Origin of the sequence: Amycolatopsis lexingtonensis (assembly GCF_014873755.1) — a bacterium.
In the GTDB taxonomy this organism is placed as follows: domain Bacteria; phylum Actinomycetota; class Actinomycetes; order Mycobacteriales; family Pseudonocardiaceae; genus Amycolatopsis; species Amycolatopsis lexingtonensis.
The window spans coordinates 4,978,247-4,997,968 of record NZ_JADBEG010000001.1 but is presented as its reverse complement, the minus strand read 5'-3'; the positions used below and the strand labels follow the sequence as shown (position 1 = coordinate 4,997,968).

Below are 19,722 nucleotides of genomic sequence, written 5' to 3'. Positions count from 1 at the left end.
CGAGCGGCTCGCCGGTCGCGCACCCCGACCGGTTACCCTCGGTCGCAACACGCATGCTTTCGGGGGCTCCGGTTGGCGGAGCCGCGGTGGGCACAGTCGCAGGAGGGAGTCCGGGTGAGCGAGACGTCGGGGCCCGCGCACCGGCCGTCGGCCGTGGCCGGTCCGTGGACGGTGCCCGTGCTGTTCCGGGAACGGCGGCCCCGGGTGGTCGTCAAGGCCGACCTGCTGCCCGCGCTGAGCGTGTTCAGCACGGTCGGGCTGCTGAGCTTCCCGCTCGCCTTCGCCTGGTCCCGCCTCGCGCCGCCCGAACGCGTCCGCATCATCGCCGCCGACGGCACGCAGGGCGCCCTGGAGCTGGAGAGCTGGCACCGCTTCGACGACCTCGCCGTGTTCGGGCTGATGACGCTCGGGCTCGGGATCGTCGTCGGCGTCGTCACCTGGCTGCTGCGCGAACGCCGCGGCCCGGTCGTCTTCCTCGCCGCCCTGCTCGGCGTGGCCCTCGCGGGCGCGCTCGCCATCCTGCTCGGCGTGACCTGGGCGAACAGCCACTACGCCATCACCAGCCCGCCCCCGCTCGGCTCGGTGATCGAGCTGGCGCCGCGGCTGGAGTCGTGGTGGGTGCTGCTCACCGGCCCGCTCGGCGTGTCGATCGCCTACAGCCTGCTGGCCACCTGGAACGGCCGCGACGACCTGGGTCGCCGCCTCGGCTGACCGGTTTGCCCTACGCTGGTCCCCTTCACTCACAAGGGGGGTTTCCGGCAGTGACCGAAGACATCGAGGTTTCGCGGCGCGACGCCGTCCGGTTCCCGGGCATCAGCCCGCGCGCCTACGAGCACCCGGTGGATCGCGGCGCGCTCGCGACGCTGCGCGCGGTGCCCGGGTTCGCGCAGGTCGTCAAGGCCATTTCGGGGTTCTACAACGAGCGCGGCGAGCGGCTGATGGCGCTCGCTTCGTCGATCCGCGTCGGGCCGAAGCAGTACCCGGAGCTCGAGCGCCTGCGCCACGAGTGCGCCGAGACGCTCGACCTGCCCGCCGTGCCGAACGTGTTCGTCTTCCAGGACCCGCGGATCCGCGCGGAGACGGTCGGCATGGACGAGCCGTTCATCCGGCTCAGCACCGGGCTCGTCGAGCTGATGAGCCTCGATTCACTGCGGTTCGTGCTCGGCCACGAGATGGGGCACGTGCTGTCCGGGCACGCGGTGTACCGCACGATGATGGTGCGCCTGATCAGCCTGCAGCTGTCGATGTCGTGGACGCCGGTCAGCGCGCTCGGCATCCGGGCGATCATCGCGGCGCTGCGCGAGTGGTTCCGCAAGGCGGAGCTGTCGTGCGACCGCGCGGGCCTGCTCTGCGGCCAGGACCCGACGGCGGCGCTGCGCGCGCAGATCCAGGTCGCGGGCGGCATCGACCCGGCCCGCATCGACATCCCGTCGTTCCTGCAGCAGGCGTCGGAGTACGAGTCGGTCGAGGACATCCGCGACAGCTTCCTCAAGCTCAAGTTCGTCGAGACGGAGTCGCACCCGTTCGCGGTGGTCCGCGCGGCGCAGTTGCAGCGCTGGGCGGCTTCGCCGGAGTACCGCGCGATCCTGGCGGGCGACTACCCGCGGCGGGACGGGGACAAGCCGGGGTCGGACTGGAAGGACGACCTCAAGTCGGCCGCGCAGTCGTACAAGGAATCGTGGAATTCGTCGGCGGACCCGCTGACGAAGGTGTTCAGCGACGTCGGCGAGGCGGTTTCGGGCGCGGCGGGGAAGGTGTGGAACAAGTTCGGGAACGGCAACGGGAACGGTTCCTGAGCGCGGGTCAGTTCAAGCTGGCCGGGCGGCTCAGGTCGGTGAGCTCGCCCGGCGGCAGCGGCACCGCGCCCAGCGTGTTCAGGAACCCCGTTTCGCGCGTCAGCAGCCGGCACGCGATGCGGAGCCTGCGCAGCGGGTGGCGTTCCTCCAGGAGGCGCTGGCGGTCCTCCAGCGGCAGCAGGCAGTCCGTGGCCAGCTGGTAGGCCAGCTCGTCGACCGTCGTGTCCGGGTCCGGGGCGTTCCAGTCGTCGCTGCGCCACGCCGTTTCGCAGTAGCGCTGGTGGGCCGCGCGGGCGACCAGTGCCAGCCGACTGGCCATGTCGCCGGACGGGGCCACCGGGTCGTCGTCGAGCCAGGTCACCGAGGCGATCAGGTACGGCGCCGACGTGCAGTCGAGGTCGGTCAGGCGGAAGCGGCGGCGGGCCTGCGTGACGACGTCGAAGCGGCCGTCCGGGAGGCGCTTGGCCTCGCGCAGCACCGTGCTGCAGCCGATCTCGTACAGCTGGTCCAGACCACGTACCTCGCGGGTCAGTGACGAGCGGAGCGCGACCACGCCGAACTCGCGGCCCGGCACCGTGCCGCTCACCAGGTCCGCCGTCAGCTGCCGGTAGCGCGGTTCGAAGATGTGCAGCGGGAGCTTGGTGCCGGGCAGCAGCACGGTCTGCAGTGGGAACAACGGCAGGATCGTCGTCGTCGCGTCACTTTCCGATTCCGGCTCGGTCACGCGTCCACGGTAAGGGGAGAACACACAGCCCGCAGCACGGTCACCGGTTCGGCGGCTTGAAGACGGCGAACGGATCAGTGATCTGCATGCCCTTGCCCGCGAAGGAGAACAGCGCCGCCGGACGCCCGCCCGCGCGGCCCGGTGCGGCGGTGTGACCAGTGGGAACCAGCAGCCCGCGCCGGGACAGCACCCGCTGCAGGTTGGTCGCCGAGACGCGGTAGCCGAGCGCCGCCGAATACAGGCCGCGCAGCGCGGAAATCGTGAACTCGTCGGGGGCCAGCGCGAACCCGAGGTTGGTGTAGGAGAGCTTCGAGCGCAGCCGGTCGCGGGCGCGCAGCACGATCGCCTCGTGGTCGAACGCCGTGCGCGGCAGCTTCGCGACGTCGTGCCACTCGGTGTCCTCGGGCACTTCGGGGTCGACGTCGGAGGGGACCAGCGCGAGGAACGCCGTCGCCACCACGCGCGGGCCGGGGACGCGGTGCGGGTCGCTGAACACCGCGAGCTGCTCGACGTGCTTCAGCTGGCGGACGTCGACCTTCTCCTTGAGCTGGCGCCGGACGGACGTTTCGACGTCCTCGTCGGGCCGCAGCCGGCCGCCCGGCAGTGACCAGCGGCCGAGGTGCGGGTCGAGCGCGCGGCGCCAGAGCAGCACCCGCAGTGTGTCCGAGCGCACTTGAAGGACCGCGCCCAAAACCTCGTGGGCCAGGGGGGCCTGGGTGTTAAGATGACTTCGCACGGTTTTCGATTGTAAGGCGAAAACCGGAGACCGGTCCAGGAGGGCCAGATGACCACCACGTTGGTTCCGGAAGGCCTCACCCCGTTCGGCGGGGTCGAGGCGAACGCGGCCTGGGCGGAGGAGGTGCGGCGCCTGGCGAAGCAGCGCGACGCGGTCCTGCTCGCGCACAACTACCAGGTCCCGGAGATCCAGGACATCGCCGACCACACCGGCGACTCCCTCGCGCTCAGCCGCATCGCGGCGAGCAGCGACGCGTCCACCATCGTCTTCTGCGGCGTGCACTTCATGGCCGAGACCGCGAAGATCCTCGCGCCGGAGAAGACCGTCCTGATCCCGGACGCGCGGGCCGGCTGCTCGCTCGCCGACTCCATCACCGGCGCCGAGCTGCGCGCCTGGAAGGCCGAGCACCCGGGTGCGGTGGTCGTCTCCTACGTCAACACCACGGCCGAGGTGAAGGCCGAGACCGACATCTGCTGCACGTCCTCGAACGCGGTCGACGTCGTCGCCAGCATCCCCGCTGACCAGGAAGTTCTCTTCCTGCCCGACCAGTTCCTCGGCGCGCACGTCAAGCGCGTGACCGGCCGGGAGAACATGCACATCTGGGCCGGGGAGTGCCACGTCCACGCCGGGATCAACGGCGCGGAGCTGGCCGAGCGCGCGGCCGAGGACCCGGACGCCGACCTGTTCATCCACCCCGAGTGCGGCTGCGCGACGTCGGCGCTCTACCTCGCCGGCGAGGGTGCGGTGGCGCCGGAGCGGGTCAAGATCCTCTCCACCGGCGACATGGTCCACGAGGCCCGCGACACCAAGGCCAAGACCGTGCTGGTGGCCACCGAGATCGGCATGATCCACCAGCTGCGCAAGGCCGCGCCGGGCATCGACTTCCGCGCGGTGAACGACCGGGCGTCCTGCCGGTACATGAAGATGATCACCCCCGCGGCGCTGCTGCGGTGCCTGCGCGAGGGCCTCGACGAGGTCCACGTCGACCTCGAGACCGCCGCCCGCGCGAAGGCTTCGGTGCAGCGGATGATCGAGATCGGGCAGCCCGGCGGCGGCGAATGACGCCGCCGGTTAATGACCCCCAGGCGAAAACCCCGGTCTGGGAAGCGTTCGCGGATCTGGTCGTGGTCGGCAGCGGCGTCGCCGGGCTGACCGCGGCGCTGCGGGCGCAGGCGCTCGGGTTGCACGTCCTGGTGGTCACCAAGGCGGCGGTCGCGGACGGCAACACGCGCTGGGCGCAGGGCGGCGTCGCCGTCGTCCTGGAGCACGAGCACGACCACGGCGACTCGGTCGCGAAACATGCGGAAGACACCTTCGCCGCGGGCGCCGGCCTGGTCGACGAGGTGGCGGCGCGGTCGATCCTCGACGGCGGCCCGGCCGCGGTCGCCCGGCTGCGGGCCGACGGCGCCGAGTTCGACGCCGCCGCCCCCGGCCTGCTCGCCCGGACCCGCGAGGGCGGGCACAGCGCGTTCCGCGTGATCCACGCGGGCGGCGACGCGACCGGCGCCGAGGTCGAACGCGCCCTGGTCGCGCGGGCCGGGGAGACGCGGGTGCCGGTCCTGGAGCACCACATCGCCGTCGACGCACTGCGCACGCCCGGCGGGCGGATCGCCGGGGTCACGGTGCTCGACCGGAACGGCGTTCCCGGTGTCGTCCGCGCGCCGGCCGTGCTGCTGGCCAGCGGCGGGATCGGGCAGCTCTACCAGGCGACGTCGAACCCGGAGATCGCCACCGGTGACGGGATCGCGCTCGCGCTGCGCGCCGGGGCCACCGTGGCGGACGTCGAGTTCGTCCAGTTCCACCCGACCGTCCTGTACACCCCGGGCGCCCGCGGGCGCTGCCCGCTGGTCACCGAGGCGGTCCGCGGCGAGGGCGCGACCCTGGTCGACGGCGCCGGCCTGCCGGTGATGCGCGGCGTGCACCCGCTCGGCGACCTCGCCCCGCGCGACGTCGTCTCGGCGGCGATCACGCGGCGGATGGCGACCGCGCCCGGTGGCATCGACGACCACGTCTTCCTCGACGCGACCTCGATCGCCGGGTTCGCGGCCCGGTTCCCGACCGTGTACGCGGCCTGCGGGGCGCTCGGGCTGGACCCGGCCGTCGACCCGATCCCGGTGACGCCGGCGGCGCACTTCTCGTGCGGCGGGGTGATGACCACAGTGGACGGACGGGCTTCGGTGCCCGGCCTGTACGCCGCGGGCGAGGTGGCGCGGACCGGCCTGCACGGGGCGAACCGCCTGGCCTCCAACAGCTTGCTCGAAGGCCTGGTGGTCGGGCAGCGCGTGGCGGAGGCCGTCGCGGCGGACCTCGCGGCCGGGCTGCTCGCCGACCCCGCGCGCGGGCGGCTGCCGTCGTGGACCACCGCGCCCGCCGCCGAGCGCGACGCGCTGCAGCGGGTGATGAGCCGGTACGCGGCGATCGGCCGCGACGCAGACGGGCTCGCCGCCGCGGTTTCGGTGCTCGACTTGTCGACTCAGGACAGTCCATTGTGGACACATGCGGCGGTCGAGGACGCGGCGTTGACCGTGGTGGCGCAGGCGTTGCTCGCCGCGGCCGTCCGGCGCACCGAGTCGCGCGGCTGCCACGTGCGGTCCGACTTCCCGGAGCGGGACGAGAACTGGCGGCGCAGCCAGGTCATCCGGCTCAGCCCGTCCGGCCAGCCGGTGCTGGCCGACCCGATCCCCCTGGAGGGCGTGGCATGACGTTCCCGATCTCCGAACCGGTCCTGCGGCTGATCGCCGCGTCGGGCCTCGACGTCGAAGACGTCAAGCGGGTGGTCACCACCGCGCTCGGCGAAGACCTGCGGTACGGGCCCGACGCGACGACGGCGTCGACGGTGCCCGCTTCCGCGACCGCCGTGGCGGAGCTGACCCCGCGCGTCGACGGTGTCGTGGCCGGGCTGCCGGTGGCGCTCGCTGTGTTCGACATGGTGCTGGGCGACGGCTACGAGGTGCTGGCCCGGCGCGAGGACGGCGACCGGCTGGTCGCGGGGGAGCCCGCGCTGGTGCTCGCCGGCCCGGTGCGCGGGCTGCTCACCGCCGAGCGCACGGCGCTGAACCTGCTCTGCCACCTCTCCGGCGTCGCCACCGCGACCGCCGCCTGGGTGTCCGAAGTGGACGGTACCGGCTGCGCGATCCGCGACTCCCGCAAGACGTTGCCGGGGCTGCGGCTGCTGCAGAAGTACGCCGTCCGCTGCGGCGGTGGCGTGAACCACCGGCTGGGCCTCGGCGACGCCGTGCTGATCAAGGACAACCACGTCGTCGCCGCGGGTTCGGTGACGGCGGCGCTGGCCGCGGCCCGCGCGCACGCGCCGGAACTGCCGTGCGAGGTCGAGGTCGACACGCTCGAGCAGCTCGAGGAGGCGCTGGCCGCGGGCGCGGACGAGGTGCTGCTGGACAACTTCACGCCCGAGCAGTGCCGCCGGGCGGTCGCGCGCCGCGACGAGGTTTCCCCGAAGACGCGGCTGGAATCCTCTGGTGGGCTCACCGTCGACCGTGGTAAAGCCTATGCGCGGTCCGGTGTGGACTACCTTTCGGTGGGCGGGCTGACGCACTCTTCACCCGCGTTGGATCTCGGCATGGACCTTCGCTGAGGCGGGGTTCCCGGCTAGACTGGCGGTGGCGGAAGTCCTTTTCCGCCACCGTCTTTCGGTTCGGGGGTTCGGGTGCGGATACCGGCGGCGCTCGCGGTCGCGGGCCTGGTCACGGTCGGCTTGCCGGTGGCGGCGGCCGCGGCCCCGGAAGCGCAGTGCGCGAACCCGTCCGGCACGTATTCCGGCGCCGTCCCATGGGGTCAGCGCCAAATCGACCCCACGCGGCTGTGGCCGCTGACGCGGGGTGACGGCCAGCTGGTCGCCGTGATCGGCACCGGCGTGGACGGGCAGAACGGCCAGTTCCGGCCCGGCCAGCTCGAAGGCGGCGCGGGTACCGAGTCCACCGACTGCGACGGCCGCGGCACGATCGCGGCCGGGATCGTCGCCGCGCAACCGGATCCGTCGACGTCGTTCGCCGGCGTCGCGCCGGGCGCGCGCCTGCTGCCGATCCGCTACACCGACAGCTCGGCGAAGGACGGCGGCGACCCGGGCGCGCTGGCCGGCGCGATCGACACGGCGATCGACCGGCACGCGAGCGTCATCCTGATCGCCGTCCCGGCGGCGTTCGACAGCCCGGCGCTGTCGGGCGCGGTTTCGCGCGCGCGGTCGGAAGGCGCGGTGGTCGTCTCCGCGGCGGCGGCGACCCAGCAGGGCGCGCGCACGTACCCGACGGCGACGTCCGGGGTACTGGCCGTCGGCTCGGTGAACCAGGCGGGCGAGCCGGTGCAGACCGAGGCCGGCGACTACGTCGGCGTCGCCGCACCGGGCGCGGAACTGGTCAGCACCTCGGCCGGCGCGGGCGGCGCGATCGCGCACCGCTGGCCGGTCACCGACCCCGGCCTGGCGGCGGCGTACGTCGCGGGGGTCGCGGCCCTGGTCCGCGCGTACCACCCGGACCTGACCGGCGACCAGGTCGCCACCCGTCTCACGTTGACGGCCCACCGCCCGGCTTCGGGCGGCCACGACGCGCGGCTCGGCTGGGGAGTGCTGGACGCGTACGTGGCGGTCTCGTCGACGCTGCCCGCGAACATCGCCCCGCCCGGCTCGGTCGCCCCGGCGGCCACCGAGCCCGACGTGGTCCCGGCGGCGGCCGCGGCGGAGCACCCTTCCGATGTCCCGGCGGGCACGATCGCGCTGGCCGGGGTCGGCTTGGCCGCGGCGGCGGGTGTCGCGGTCGCCGCTGTCCGCCGGGGGCGCCGTCGTGGCTGGCGGCCGTCGCGCTTCACGCCGTAGACCGGCTTTCGGGCCAGCTCCCGCATGCCCCCAATGTGGCGTTCGGTGCGTTGAGCGCACCCAATGTGGCGTTCGGTGCTCCATCCATGCCCCCGCCACCACCCTCAGCGGAGGCGCTTCGCGCCGCGGTGCCCATTCAACGCACCCAACGCCACATTGGGGCGCGGGGGACAGCGGGTCAGGCCGGGACCGGGCGGGTCGAGCCGATGATCGCCACCGCTTGGCTCGCCCGGGCCACGTGGACCGTGAAGTCCGCGCCCTCGCGGCTGAAGCGGGCGATCAGCTCGCGCGGGGTGCTCCGGTCGTGTGCCTGCCAGCCGCGCTCGGAGAGCGTGGGCAGGACGACCTCGGCCAGGCGGCGTTCCGGCTCGCCGGGGTGTTCGAGCCGGACGCCGTACTGCCAGCACAGCAGCTGCCCCGGGCGGGTCGGGTCGCAGTCCAGCTCGCCCTCGACCGTCCGGTCCGCGCCGTCGCCGAAGACCTCCGCGACGCCGTCGATCACGGCGGTCAGCTCGACGGCCAGCCGGTCCAGCTCCGGGCTCATCGCAGCACACCCCCGTCGTTCAGGAATTCGACGCCGTGCTCGAGGATGCCACGGGGGTCGAAGGTGCCGTCCGGGGTCACCGGTCCGGCGGTGATCACCCGGTAGATGTTCGTCCACGACTCCGAACCCGGCTTCAGCACGTCACTGTGCGAGGACAGGCCCCACAACTGCGAGCCGTCCGCGGCGCGGCCGGTCTCCAGCTCGGTGACGCCGGGGAAGGTGTCCGGGTCCGCGCCGTGGCCGATGCCGGTCCACTCCAGGCCCCACGCGTTGCCCTGGGCGATTTCGATCGGGTCGAGCGGTGCCGTCATCGAGTAGCGCTGGACGCCCGCCTGGCTCGCCGGCAGGTCCGACGGCGACCACACGCCGTGGCCCATGCCCGCCGACTCGACGTGCAGGACGCGGTCGACGTCGAGGCCGTGCGCCTCGGCCAGCCCGACCGTGGCGCCGCCGTAGCTGTGCCCGATCGCGGTCAGCGTGACGCCGGAGCCGGCGTGGCTCGAGATCTCGCCGCGCAGGTCGTCGGTGAAGTTCTTGAGGTCGGGGGCCATCGTCTGCGCGTAGCTCGCGTCCGGGCCCTGCACGACCGGGTTCTGCGGGAACACCCCGTCGGCCCAGACGACCATCGCGGTGCGCCCGGTCGGGTCCGCGGCCACCAGGCTGCGCCCGAGGCCGGCGTAGGCGTCGAAGTTGGACATCTGCGTGTTGACGCCGGGGACGAACAACCCGACGTTCCGCGTCCCCGGCTCGATGTGGCCGACCAGTTCGGCGATGCGGCCGTTGCCCGCCGGGTCGAACCGCAGGATCTGCCGGTTGTTCGCGAGGATGTCTTCGTAGAGCTTGATCCGTGCCTGCGACCGCGCGATCTCGTCGGCGTCGGTCAGCCCGGCCAGCTTGGCGCGTTCGGCCGTCAGCGCGTCGGAGACCTTCGCGCGGTTCTCCTCGATCGCGTGCGCCCACGGGCCGGTGTCCGCGGCACCGCCGATACCGGCGGGGTTCCCGGCCTTCGGCAGCGGGTCTTCGGGCAGCAGCGCCCGGTACATCGCGGCGACCTGCGCGTCGGTGCGGCGGTAGCCGGCGGCCGACTCGGTCAGTCCACTTTGGAGCTTCTTCGCGCGGGAGACGTGCTCGCCGAGCTTCTCGCCCAGCTCCGTCATCGTCTTTTCGAACGTCTTTGCCGCGGCCGCGGACTCGCTGACCTGGCCGAACGCGGCGGCGGGGACTTTCTCGCCCGCCACCGCCTGCTGCGCGGCGCCCAGGGCGTCCGCGCGTGAGCCGAACTCGCCGGCCACGGTGTCGAGGCGGGCCGGGGCGACGCGATAGCCGGCAGCCGTCACGGCCCGCCTCCGTTCCTAGAGTGGTTCAGTACGCTTCCGGCTCTTCGCCGATCACCGGCGGGGCGACCGGGGCCGCCTGGCCCCAGACGTTCTCCGTCTCCACCAGCCACGCCGGGATCCGGCGTCCGGAACCCATGTCGCCGCCACCGCCCATGCCCATCGGCATCATGGGCATCATCGGCATCGCGCTCTTGGCCGCGGCAGCGCCCACCGCGCCGGCCGCGCCGCCGGCGAGACCGCTGAGCGCGTTGCCCGAGCCGCCGTCGCCGGCCAGGCCGGAGTGCGCGGCCGGGGCGTCGCCGCCGCCCCCGCCGATGCCGGCCCCGCCGGGGATGCCGCCGCCGATCGAGGGCGCGTCGCCCCCGCCGATCGGGATGCCGCCTCCGGCACCGCCTTCGACGCCGGCCCCGCCGCCGCCGAGCTTGGTGCCGGGCGGCTGGTCCTTGTTGTCCTTCGGGTCCTTGCCGGTGGCCCAGGACGGCACCCGCGGCATGATCGAGCCGAAGCGGCCGAACGCGGCGGCCGAAGCCGCGGCGAGCCCGGCGGTGAACATGTCGCCGAACAGCGGGTTCGACGTCGGGACGGTCGTGCCCGGCTGCTGCGGCGTGCCGGTCGAGGGCAGCGGGTGCCCGTCGCCGGGGGTGACGACGACGCCGGGGTCGGTCACGCCGTTGCCGACGAGCCCGGGCGAGCCCGCGCTCCCGGCACCGCCGCCGGTGGGCGGGGTCGTGGGCACCGGGACGGCGTTCGGCGACGCCGGGATCGACTCTTCGGCCACGGTGTACTCCCCGGCCAGCTCGGTCATGACGACGATCGCCTTGCCGTGCGCCGACCCGGCGGCGTTGGCCGCGGACTGCTGGGCTTCGACGTTCGCGATGGCCTGCTGGCGCTGCTGCGCCGCGGCCTGCACGAGAGCGGGGGACGCGTCCGGCGGCAGCAGCGGCGGGTTCACCGCGAGCGCGACGTCGGCGGGGGAGACGTCCGGCACCGAAACCGGCGGCGGCATCTCCTTCTTGGCCTTCACCAGCGCGTCGGCGGCGTCGCCCAGCATCACGTTCATCGCCTCGGCGGTCTGCGCCACCTTGGAGATGCCGTTCGCGAGGTCGACGATCATGTGCTGGTACTGGTCGGCCGCGCCACCGGTCCACTGGTCCTTGAACTCGGTCAGCTCCGAGTTGAGGTTGTGGGCCTGCTCGTGCAGGTGCAGGGCGGCGGACTTCCACTTGTCGGCGGCGTGGCGCGCGCTGTTCGGGTCGCCGGCCTGGAGCATCGCGTAGAGCTGCTGGTGGCTGTACGCGGCGAAGTTCGTGTGCGCGGTGTTCTTCGTCATCCCTTGCGGCTCCCGTCCGAGTCACCGAGGCCCAGCAGCCCGAGCACCGGGTCGAGCAGGTTGGTGACGGCACCCGAGTGGTGCAGGTCCCCGGCCACGGCCTGGTCGGCGTTCTGGTAGCCGTCGGCGACCGTGGTGGTCACGTCCTGCGCGAAGCCGATCGCGCTGCGGACCTGGTCGAGCAGGCCCTGCATCTCCGAGACGGCGGCGCGGTGCGCGTCGGCCAGCGACCCGGCTTCGCCGAACTCGCCGAACAACAGCGGCTCCGCGCCGAGGGTGAGCAGGAAGTCGTTCGGTTTCGACATCGCGTGGATCTGGGTTTCCAGCTCCCGCACGAAGTCCTTCAGCGATTCCAGGTGGACGTAGTACGACTGGTCTGGCATCGGTCCCGGCTCTCTGGGCGCGACTGGGCGGACATGGGGAAAGCCGGTCGGCCGGTGCGAGCGGGGGGTTTCCCGCACCGGCCGACCGACGTCTGGGCGCGGATCAGCCCGCGAACAGCCCCTGGTTGCGGTTCTCCAGCGACTGCTGGAGGTCGTGGGCCTCGCCGACCTTGCCGCCGAACTGCGCGATGATGGCGACGATGTCCGCGGTGGCCTGGCGCAGCCGGGTCTCCGACTGGCGGGCCGCGTCACCGGCGGAGCTGCCGGAGGCGTACCAGGTCGCGGTGATCGGCTGCAGGTTCTGGTGCAGCTGCTCCAGCTGCGAGGTGAGCGCCTTGGCCTTGGCGGCCAGGGATGCCGAGCTGTGCTGCAGCGCGGCGAAATTGATTTCGACGACGTCGGCCATGGTGGGCGTCCTCTCGGGTCAGGGGTTGAGGCGGGGGATCACGCCCGAGCCCTCGAGGGAGTTGCCGACCCCCTGGAAGCTCTGGTGGACGTCGGCGTCGCCGCGGCCGTAGTTCTGGTGGCTGGTGTGGACGAGCTGCGACATGGTGTCGAGCTCCTTCACGGCCACGGTCATCTTCTCCTGGAGCCGGCGCTGGAGGTCCCAGAACGCCACGGCCTGGTCACCCTTGTAGTTGCGCAGGGCCTCGGTCAGCTCGGACTCCAAGCTGGCCATCGTGGACTTGGCGTTCGTCGCGGTTTCCTCGAAACCCTGGACGGCGCGCGTCATGGCAGCGGAATCTGCCTGGAATCCCGGACTGGACATCGACGGGCCACCTCCTTCCTGAAGTGAATTCCCCTGGCGCGGTGGTCCGCGCGGTGTGAAAGTCACGCTAGAAAAGAGGCCAGTGTGGTCAAACGGCACAACTGCCGGTCGTAGTGACGGCACTTATACCTACAGGGCTGTGGCCGGGCCTGCGCCGGTTGCCGCCACGGGCGCGCCACCGGCACCGTCCGGCCCGCGGTCCGATGATCGCACGCCGGTCAATGCGCCGGTCCGGCTCGAGCCCGGCCGGCCCCTTCTGCCGAAATTCTGAGATCCGCCCGGTAGACCGGGACCCCCGGGCGAAAGGCGGTCGAGATGGTCCACCCGCAGGCTCTGCTGGACGAGCTGGAACGCGCTCCGGACGTTCCCGCGTTCGAACACGGCTCCCGCGTCACGTCGCGCGGCGAGCTGCGGGAGCTGATCGGCCGGTTCACCGCGGGCCTGCGGGCGGCCGGGCTCGGCTCGGGTGACGGCGTCGGCCTTGCCACCGCGGTCACCGCGGAGGGGTTCGCCGCGCTGATCGCGGTGCACGTGCTCGGCGGCCGCGCGGTCGCCGTCCGGGCCGGGCTGCCGGAAGCGCAGCTGCGGCACGTCCTCGCCGACGTCTCCGCGGTGGTCACGGACAGCTCGGTTGAGCTGGCGGACGCCGGCGTGCCAGTGCTGCGGATCGGCGCCGGGCTGCTGGCCGCGTACGAGGAGCCCGTGCCCCGCGCGCGGCTCGAGGACATCGCGACGGTGGTGTTCACCAGCGGCAGCACCGGTGTCCCGAAGGGCGTGGCCTACAGCTACCGCGCGCTGACCGAGGGCCGCGTCTGGCGGCCGCCGCTGCCCGGCTCGGCCCACGAGCGGCTGGGCGCGTGCTTCGGGCGCTACCTGCTGTTCGGCTCCCTGGCCAGCGCGGTGATGGTCGAGCAGCTGGGGGTGTCGCTGATGTCCGGCGGCACCGCGGTGATCCCGGAGGGACTGCCGGACTTCCCGGCGGTCCTCGCGCGGTTGCGGATCACCGCGGCGCTGACGACCGTGCCGCGGCTGCACCGGATCCTCGACGACCTGCGCGACTCGCCCGTCGACCTGAGCGCGTTGCGGGCGCTGATCGTCGCGGGATCGCCGGTACCGCCGCACAAACTGGCCGAAGCGGCCGAGCTGATCGGGCCCGCGATGCACCACGCGTACGGGCAGACCGAGACCGGGATGCTGACGATCTGCCGGGCCGACGAAGGGCTCGGCTCGGTCGGAAAGCCTTGTGACACGGTGGAAATCGACGTCCGGGACGGCGAGGTCTGGGTCCGCACCCCGTCGGCGTTCTCGGGCTACTGGCGCGACGAGGTCACCACCGCGGCCCTGCTGCGCGACGGCTGGGTCCGCACCCAGGACCTCGGGCACCTGGACGAGTCGGGGTACCTGCACCTGTCCGGCCGGGCGCGGGACGTGGTGATCGTCAACGCGATCATCCACTACACCGGCCCGATCGAGCGGGCGATCGCGGCGCACCCGGACGTCGACCAGGCGTACGTCGTGTCGGTCCCGGACGAGCGGACCGGGGAGGCGGCGCACGCGTTCGTGGTCCCGGTGCCGGGCCGCGAGCCGGACCTGGCGGAGGTGCGCAAGGGAGTGGCGGCGGAGCTGGGGGAGGCCGCGGTCCCGGCGCGGTTCAGCTTCGTGGGCGCGGTTCCCGTTGCGCCGTCGGGGAAACCGGACAAGGCTGCGCTGCGACGGTCTATTGTGGATTAGGGGTCACTTCCCGGCGCGCAGGTCCCGCGGGCGCGGCGCGTACCCCTGGTGGAAGAAGATCTGCTGCGCCACGGAGAGGCACGGTACTTCGACGCCGCCGACGTGCCCGGTGACGAAGCAGTCCGCGGGGTAGGGAAGGTCGCGCCTTCGGTGTCGGCTTTCTGGGTGGCCGTGCCGTCTTCGGCGAAGAGGAGCGGGTGGAGGTCGAGGGTTTCGCGGTACCCCAGTGCTTCGAGCGCGCGCAGGACTGCCGGTTCCTGCTTCGCGCGGTGCAGCAGGTCGAGGTCGCCGTGTTCGCGGGTCTGCCGCCCGAGGAGCGCGTCGATGCCCCAGCCGCCCGCGAGCCACACCGCGTTGGGCGCCACGGCTTCGAGCACGCGCAGCACCGTGCGCGCGTCCATCACTTCCCGGCGCGCAGGTCCGTGATCACCTTGGCGACCCGCCGCTGCCGGGTCTCCTCGGTCTTCGCCTGGCCGATCGGCAGCACGAACCGCTGTTTCGCGCTGTAGGAGAGGCTCTCGAACCGGGCCCGCGCCGTGTCGTCCGCCGCCAGCGCGCCGGCGAGGTCCGGCGGGATCTCCAGCTCGCGCGCGGCGGTGTCGAGGGCGATCTCGACCGTCACGGCGTCCCCCGCGGCGACGCCGGCCTTCTCCCGGTTCTCCGCGCTGAGCGGGACGAGGAACTGTCCACCCCGGCTCGCGACCGTAGTGCGGTAGGTGTGGCCGCCCAGCGTGACGGTGACCGCGGGTTTCTTGCCGGCCCCCAGCGCCTCGACGACTTCGCCGGGCACCGGCAGGCCGGTCGCGGTCTTGCCGCCGAGCAGCACCTGCGTGTCGAACTCCATGGCCGCGAGTATGCCGCGTGCCGGCCTCCCGGGCGGTGAGGCCGGCACGGGCGGGTCACACGCCGGCGGTCTGCTGGATCCAGCTGCGGCTCGATGCGATGCTCGCGTAGTTCTGCGTGCCCTGCGGGTCCGAACCGGAGTTGTTCCCCGTCGAGCACACGCCGACCTGGACGCCGTTGTAGAGCTCCGGGCCGCCCGAGTCGCCGTGCCACGCCGCGCCGTCGATGCCCTGGCTGGCGATGGCCCGGCCGCCGAACGCGTCCGTGCTGGTGCCGGTCACGCGCACGTTCGCGGTCTTGAGGGTGCTCGAGGGCGGGCTGCTGCCCTGCGTGCGGCCCCAGCCGTAGATCTGGTTGGTCGACCCGGTCGGCGGGTTGGCGGTGCCGAGCTTCATGTACGTCGTGCTGACGGCGGTCGTCAGGTGCAGCAGGGCGATGTCCCCGTTCGGCGACGCCTTCTGCTGGTCGACGTTGGCGTTCGTGCCCTGCTGGAGCGTCACGTTGCCGACCTTGACGTGCATGCCCGGCGAGTTCAGGCAGTGCTGGGCGGTGAGCACCCACTGCGGGGCGATGATCGTCCCCGAGCACTCGAACCCGCCGTAGGTGGTGACGTTGTTCCAGTAGATCTGGGCGCCCCACGGCGCGGACGAGACGGTGCTCCCGCCGATGATGTCCTGCTGGGCGTCCGCGACCCCCGCTGAGACCAAGCCCAGCACCGCGGCGGCGGCACCCACCACGGCAACAGCCCTCGACATTCGCATGAAAATGCCCTTCGGCCAGGTGATCCGGATGTCGGCCCCGGAATACGGGCGACGAGCACAAAGTAAGTTCCGTGGGACATTTTTGGGTACCTACCGAAGTCGGTAACTTGCCGACGGTGATCAGCCGCAGCGCTGGGCGTGACGCGGGTCGTAGTCGTAGCGCAGGCTCGTGCGGGCGGCGGCGTGGACGAGGTTCTGCCGGAACCGGTCGAAGGTGAGCGGCGCGCGGACCGAGTCGAGCCCATCCCGGTTGGCCGGGCAGGCGAAGATGCCGCGGATGGCCTCGATGCTGGGCACGGTGAAGTCACCGTTCACGGTCAGCTCGGCCGGGGTTTCCCGGGTCAGTTCGGCGACTTCCCACGGCGTGCCGGCGTACTTGTTGTGGCCGATCCGGCGGCCGGGGTAGGGCGTGGTGTGCGCGGCGACGGGGTTGGCCAGGCCGATCGGGTCGTGCACCCACATGTCGAGCGGCAGCAGCATGCCGGGGCCGCCGATGTTGAAGAAGGTGGCGACGGTGCGGCCGTTGGTCGTCGGGTAGCGATGCCACTCGCCCTGCTTGTTCTGGACGAGGACGGCGGGTGCCTGCCCGGTGGCGAGCATCGCGTTGATCGGGTCGGTGAGGGCGGTGAATTCCTCGAAGTCCTCGGCCAGGATCGGGTGCTCGTGGCGGCTCGCGGCGACGTAGGCGGCTCGTTCGTCGGCGATGCCCAGCGTCTCGTCTTCGGCCGCGGGCAAGGTGGTGTAGCTCGTGCGAAGCCACCCGGCGGCGACGACCGTCCAGATGCCGAGGGCGACCAGCGGGACGACGGTCGCTCGCCCGGGCCGGACGACCAGCACCGGCAGCAGGAGGCTGACCAGCGCGGGCAGCAACATCCGCGCGTGCATGAAGTCGCCGCCCACCCGGACGACGTAGAGAGCCAAGGCGAGGCCGCCGAGCAGGGGAACGGCCACGACGACCGCCACCCGCCGCTCGATCCGGGTCCGCCGCAGCCCGAGCCCGGCGAGGAGCAGGCACAAGGCGAGCGGGATCCACAGGTGGTACGGGCCGGCGAAGTCGGTCAGATACGCCCAGCCGCGGCCCCACAGGGCGTCGGAAGCTTCCTTGACCAGCGCGGTGTTGGGCGTGAGCAGGCCGTAGTAGCCCATGCGGAACACCTGGTAGGCCACCGGGATCGCGGCCGCGGCGGCGGCCCATGACAGGCCCCGGCGCCAGCCACGCCATTCGAGCACCAGCAACCCGGCCCCGGCCACCGCGCTGAACAGGGCCAGGTCCGGCCGGACGAGCACGCCGAGGCCGATGACGAGCGCGGTGACCCAGACCGGGCCGGTGGGCGTGCGCCGCGCGTGCCGGACGAGCAGCCACCACGTCGTGCCCAGCCACAGGGTGATCAGGCCGGTTTCGAGGCCGGAGGTGGCGAAATCGCGGAACGGCGGCAGGGCGATGAGCACGAGGACGCCGGCCGGGGCCACGAGTGGGGAGCCGATGAGCCGGCGCGTGCCGTCCATGGCCAGCAGCAGACCGCCGGTCGAGCACAGCAGGCCCAGGACCACCGCGAGCCATTCGAGCCGCAGTCCCGGGATCCAGCCGAAGGCCACCAGCAGGTAGGTCCAGAGCGTGCTGGTGTTGGACTCGACCCGCTCACCCGCGTTGAACACCGGCCCGTTGCCGGCCAAGATCTGGCGAACCGTCCGCAGGACGATCAGCCCGTCGTCGCTCATCCAGCGCCGGTTCCAGGCGAGCACGGCGAACACGGCGATCGTGGGCCCGAGCACGAGCCAGTTGCCGAGCCGCACGTGTCTCGATGCCGGGGGCTCGACGAGCCGGTCGGCTGATCCGTCGGCGACGACCGTGCTCATCGGGGGTGGGCTCCTCGTGCCAAGGGGTGATGTCGACGCGGCGCCGGAGGCGGGGATCAGCGGGCGGCACCGGGCCGCGGGTGATCACCTGTCGATCCCTTGGAGCCTAGCAACAGCGGGCGGGCCCGCCGGGCCCGCCCGCTGTTGCTCAGAGGATCGCGATGGCCCGGGGAACCGGGACCTCGGTGTTGAAGGCGAAGTTGCCGTGCCAGGGGGCACTGGCGTCGAACTTCGCTCCGGTCGACAAGGCGACGTAGACGTCGCCGGCGGTGCCGCGGGTGAAAGTGACGACGTCGTCCTTGCCGTCACCGTTGAAGTCGCCCGTACCCGGCATCTCGTCGTTCGCCGCGAAGTACTCGTGCCACTTGATGCTGTTGCCGACGAACTTCGTGCCGTCGGACAGGGCGACGAACACGTCACCCGCGGTACCGCGCGTGAAGGTGGCGATGTCGTCCTTGCCGTCGCCGTTGAAGTCGCCGATGGCGGGCGTTTCGCTGTTGAAGGCGAAGTTGTCGTGCCACTTCACGCCGTTGCCGACGAACTTGGTGCCGTCGGAGAGCGCGACGTAGACGTCACCCGCGGTGCCGCGGGTGAAGACGGCGATGTCGTCCTTCCCGTCGCCGTTGAAGTCGCCGACGTAGGGCTGTTCGGCGTTGTAGCCGAAATCGGCGTGCCAGATCGAGCTGGCACCGAACTTCGTGCCGTCGGACAGGGCGACGTAGACGTCACCGGTCGTGCCCAGGGTGAAGGTGGCGATGTCGTCCTTGCCGTCGCCGTTGAAGTCGCCGACCGCCGGGGTCTCGCTGTTGGCCGCGAAGAAGTCGTCCCACAGCACACCGTTGCCGTCGAACTTCGTCCCGTCGGAAAGCGCGACGTAGACGTCGGCGGCGCTGCCGCGGCTGAACGTCGCCACGTCCGCCTTGCCGTCACCGTTGAAATCGCCGGACAGCGGAATCTCGGTGCCGACCGAGAACCGGTCGTGCCACAACGCACTGGTGCCGTTGAACTTCGTCCCGTCGGAGGCAGCCACGAAGACGTCGCCGGCGGAGCCGCGGGTGAAGGTGGCGACGTCGGCCTTGCCGTCACCGGTGAAGTCGCTCAGCGACCGCGGTCCGGTGGTGGCGGTGAACTGCGGGCTGGCGGCGCCGCCGGAGGCGACCACGAGGTAGGACCACGTCTTGCGGGACGTGGCCGAGTGGAGGAAGGTGGCCGCCTTCGTGGTGCCGATGAGCTGCGTCGCGCTGTTGGTCGCCGGGCCGGTGGAGCTGGCGTAGATGGAGTAGGTCGCGTCGTCGGAGGCGGCCAGCGGGGTCCACGACAGCGTGACGCCGTGGCCGACGGCCTTCGCGGTGCCGGTGATCGCCTGGCCGCGGATCCAGCTGCTCAGGTCATCAACCCGGGTCGCGGTAGTGCCCTGCCGGGTCTCGGTTTCGGCGAGGCAACCGTGCTGCCACGACGAGTTCGCGACGGCCGCCACGGTGCCGTTCTGGCGAAAGACCGGGGCGCCGGCGTCGCCCTTGCAGGCGTCCGCGCCGTTGGCTCCGGTCAGCGACAGGGTGGTCGCGGTACTGGCCGGCGTGGTGAACGTCGCGACGTGCACCTGGTTCGGCACCCACTCGTCGGCCGTGCGGCCCCAGCCGGCGAGAGTCAGGTTCTCCGAAGCGCTCGGAACGCCTGCGGCAGTGCTGAGCGGTAGCGGCGCGACATCGGTGACCGCGGTGTCGAGCCTGGCGAGCGCCACGTCCCGGTCGGTCCGCACGACCACGTTCGTCACCTTCGCGACGTGTCCGGCGGTGGTCGAAAGGTCGGCCCTGCCGACGGTGACGGTGGTCGCCTTGGCGGGGACGCCGCCCTGCGGGATTTCGGGGAAGCAGCTGGCGGCGGTCAGGACGAGCGCGGGTTCGACGAGCGCGCCGCTGCAGGCCCGGCCGTCGGCGTTGATCTTGGCGGCGAACCCGTAGGTTCCGGTGGTACCACCGGAGACTGCGTCTGCCGGGACGGCGGCCAGCAGACCGCCGATGAGCACGGCCGCGGCGAAAGCCGAGGCACGTCTGGTGCGATGGGACATCGGGTTTCCCCCTCTTGG

19 protein-coding genes and 1 pseudogene are annotated in these 19,722 nt (G+C 72.4%); 7 read left to right on the top strand and 13 right to left on the bottom strand.

The genetic code is table 11. From position 1 onward, the window contains the following. Positions 1–114 precede the first annotated feature (114 nt). Together H4696_RS22300 and H4696_RS22295 are read left to right on the top strand one after the other, a co-directional pair. On the top strand, positions 115–711 hold the full coding sequence (locus tag H4696_RS22300) for a DUF2567 domain-containing protein (protein ID WP_086856685.1): 597 nt from the start codon (positions 115–117) through the stop codon (positions 709–711). Between the two features lie 50 nt (positions 712–761). Continuing rightward, positions 762–1,796, top strand: a complete 1,035-nt coding sequence (locus H4696_RS22295) for a M48 family metallopeptidase (RefSeq protein ID WP_086856684.1) — start codon at positions 762–764, stop codon at positions 1,794–1,796. Between the two features lie 7 nt (positions 1,797–1,803). On the opposite strand, the gene H4696_RS22290 is transcribed toward H4696_RS22295, so the two are convergent. Both H4696_RS22290 and H4696_RS22285 read right to left on the bottom strand, forming a co-directional pair. Further along, a complete protein-coding gene (locus tag H4696_RS22290; RefSeq protein ID WP_086856683.1) occupies positions 1,804–2,520 on the bottom strand; it encodes an LON peptidase substrate-binding domain-containing protein in 717 nt (238 codons plus the stop codon). 40 nt (positions 2,521–2,560) lie between these two features. After that, on the bottom strand, positions 2,561–3,193 hold the full coding sequence (locus H4696_RS22285; RefSeq protein ID WP_086856682.1) for an NUDIX hydrolase: 633 nt from the start codon (positions 3,191–3,193) through the stop codon (positions 2,561–2,563). Between the two features lie 111 nt (positions 3,194–3,304). Between H4696_RS22285 and nadA the strand changes: the two genes are divergently transcribed. From nadA to H4696_RS22265, 4 genes are all read left to right on the top strand, one after another. Continuing rightward, a complete protein-coding gene (gene nadA / locus H4696_RS22280; RefSeq protein WP_086856681.1) occupies positions 3,305–4,318 on the top strand; it encodes a quinolinate synthase NadA in 1,014 nt (337 codons plus the stop codon). Next, on the top strand, positions 4,315–5,958 hold the full coding sequence (locus H4696_RS22275) for an L-aspartate oxidase (RefSeq protein WP_086856680.1): 1,644 nt from the start codon (positions 4,315–4,317) through the stop codon (positions 5,956–5,958). Before nadA ends, H4696_RS22275 begins: the two co-directional genes overlap by 4 nt. Then, positions 5,955–6,848: a carboxylating nicotinate-nucleotide diphosphorylase gene (nadC, locus tag H4696_RS22270; protein ID WP_086856679.1), complete on the top strand. Its 894-nt coding sequence runs from the start codon at positions 5,955–5,957 to the stop codon at positions 6,846–6,848. The genes H4696_RS22275 and nadC overlap by 4 nt, the downstream gene beginning before the upstream one ends. A 72-nt stretch (positions 6,849–6,920) precedes the next feature. Continuing rightward, entirely contained in the window at positions 6,921–8,081 is a 1,161-nt protein-coding gene (locus H4696_RS22265; protein ID WP_086856678.1) for a S8 family serine peptidase, read from the top strand. 178 nt (positions 8,082–8,259) lie between these two features. Here H4696_RS22265 and H4696_RS22260 read toward each other — a convergent pair whose 3' ends face one another. From H4696_RS22260 to H4696_RS22235, 6 genes are all read right to left on the bottom strand, one after another. Continuing rightward, positions 8,260–8,625, bottom strand: coding sequence for a hypothetical protein (locus tag H4696_RS22260; protein WP_086856677.1), 366 nt, complete (start codon positions 8,623–8,625; stop codon positions 8,260–8,262). After that, positions 8,622–9,962 carry an alpha/beta hydrolase gene (locus H4696_RS22255; RefSeq protein WP_086856676.1) on the bottom strand — a complete coding sequence of 447 codons (1,341 nt, stop codon included), beginning with the start codon at positions 9,960–9,962 and terminating at the stop codon, positions 8,622–8,624. The genes H4696_RS22260 and H4696_RS22255 overlap by 4 nt, the downstream gene beginning before the upstream one ends. 25 nt (positions 9,963–9,987) lie before the next feature. After that, a complete protein-coding gene (locus H4696_RS22250) occupies positions 9,988–11,292 on the bottom strand; it encodes a WXG100 family type VII secretion target (RefSeq protein WP_086856675.1) in 1,305 nt (434 codons plus the stop codon). After that, complete coding sequence (locus tag H4696_RS22245; protein ID WP_086856674.1) at positions 11,289–11,675, bottom strand: hypothetical protein; 387 nt, start codon at positions 11,673–11,675, stop codon at positions 11,289–11,291. The genes H4696_RS22250 and H4696_RS22245 overlap by 4 nt, the downstream gene beginning before the upstream one ends. A gap of 103 nt (positions 11,676–11,778) precedes the next feature. Further along, complete coding sequence (locus H4696_RS22240; protein ID WP_020644701.1) at positions 11,779–12,081, bottom strand: hypothetical protein; 303 nt, start codon at positions 12,079–12,081, stop codon at positions 11,779–11,781. Positions 12,082–12,099: 18 nt separating this feature from the next. Beyond that, entirely contained in the window at positions 12,100–12,444 is a 345-nt protein-coding gene (locus H4696_RS22235) for a WXG100 family type VII secretion target (protein ID WP_086856673.1), read from the bottom strand. Positions 12,445–12,759: 315 nt separating this feature from the next. On the opposite strand from H4696_RS22235, the gene H4696_RS22230 reads away from it, so the two are divergent. Next, positions 12,760–14,175: a class I adenylate-forming enzyme family protein gene (locus H4696_RS22230; protein WP_086856672.1), complete on the top strand. Its 1,416-nt coding sequence runs from the start codon at positions 12,760–12,762 to the stop codon at positions 14,173–14,175. Between the two features lie 3 nt (positions 14,176–14,178). On the opposite strand, the pseudogene H4696_RS22225 reads toward H4696_RS22230, so the two are convergent. From H4696_RS22225 to H4696_RS22205, 5 genes and pseudogenes are all read right to left on the bottom strand, one after another. After that, positions 14,179–14,576: pseudogene (locus H4696_RS22225) on the bottom strand (nucleotidyltransferase domain-containing protein). Continuing rightward, the gene (locus H4696_RS22220; RefSeq protein WP_086856671.1) at positions 14,576–15,019 is read right to left on the bottom strand and encodes a YdeI/OmpD-associated family protein; all 444 of its coding nucleotides are present in this window, start codon (positions 15,017–15,019) and stop codon (positions 14,576–14,578) included. Before H4696_RS22220 ends, H4696_RS22225 begins: the two are co-directional and overlap by 1 nt. A 55-nt stretch (positions 15,020–15,074) precedes the next feature. Next, positions 15,075–15,779 (bottom strand): S1 family peptidase, encoded by a 705-nt coding sequence (locus H4696_RS22215; RefSeq protein ID WP_420831509.1) that lies wholly within the window; start codon positions 15,777–15,779, stop codon positions 15,075–15,077. Positions 15,780–15,899: 120 nt separating this feature from the next. Continuing rightward, positions 15,900–17,636, bottom strand: a complete 1,737-nt coding sequence (locus H4696_RS22210; protein ID WP_225955771.1) for an arabinofuranosyltransferase AftB family protein — start codon at positions 17,634–17,636, stop codon at positions 15,900–15,902. Between the two features lie 148 nt (positions 17,637–17,784). Continuing rightward, positions 17,785–19,704, bottom strand: coding sequence for an FG-GAP-like repeat-containing protein (locus H4696_RS22205; RefSeq protein WP_086856670.1), 1,920 nt, complete (start codon positions 19,702–19,704; stop codon positions 17,785–17,787). Between the last annotated feature and the right edge of the window lie 18 nt (positions 19,705–19,722).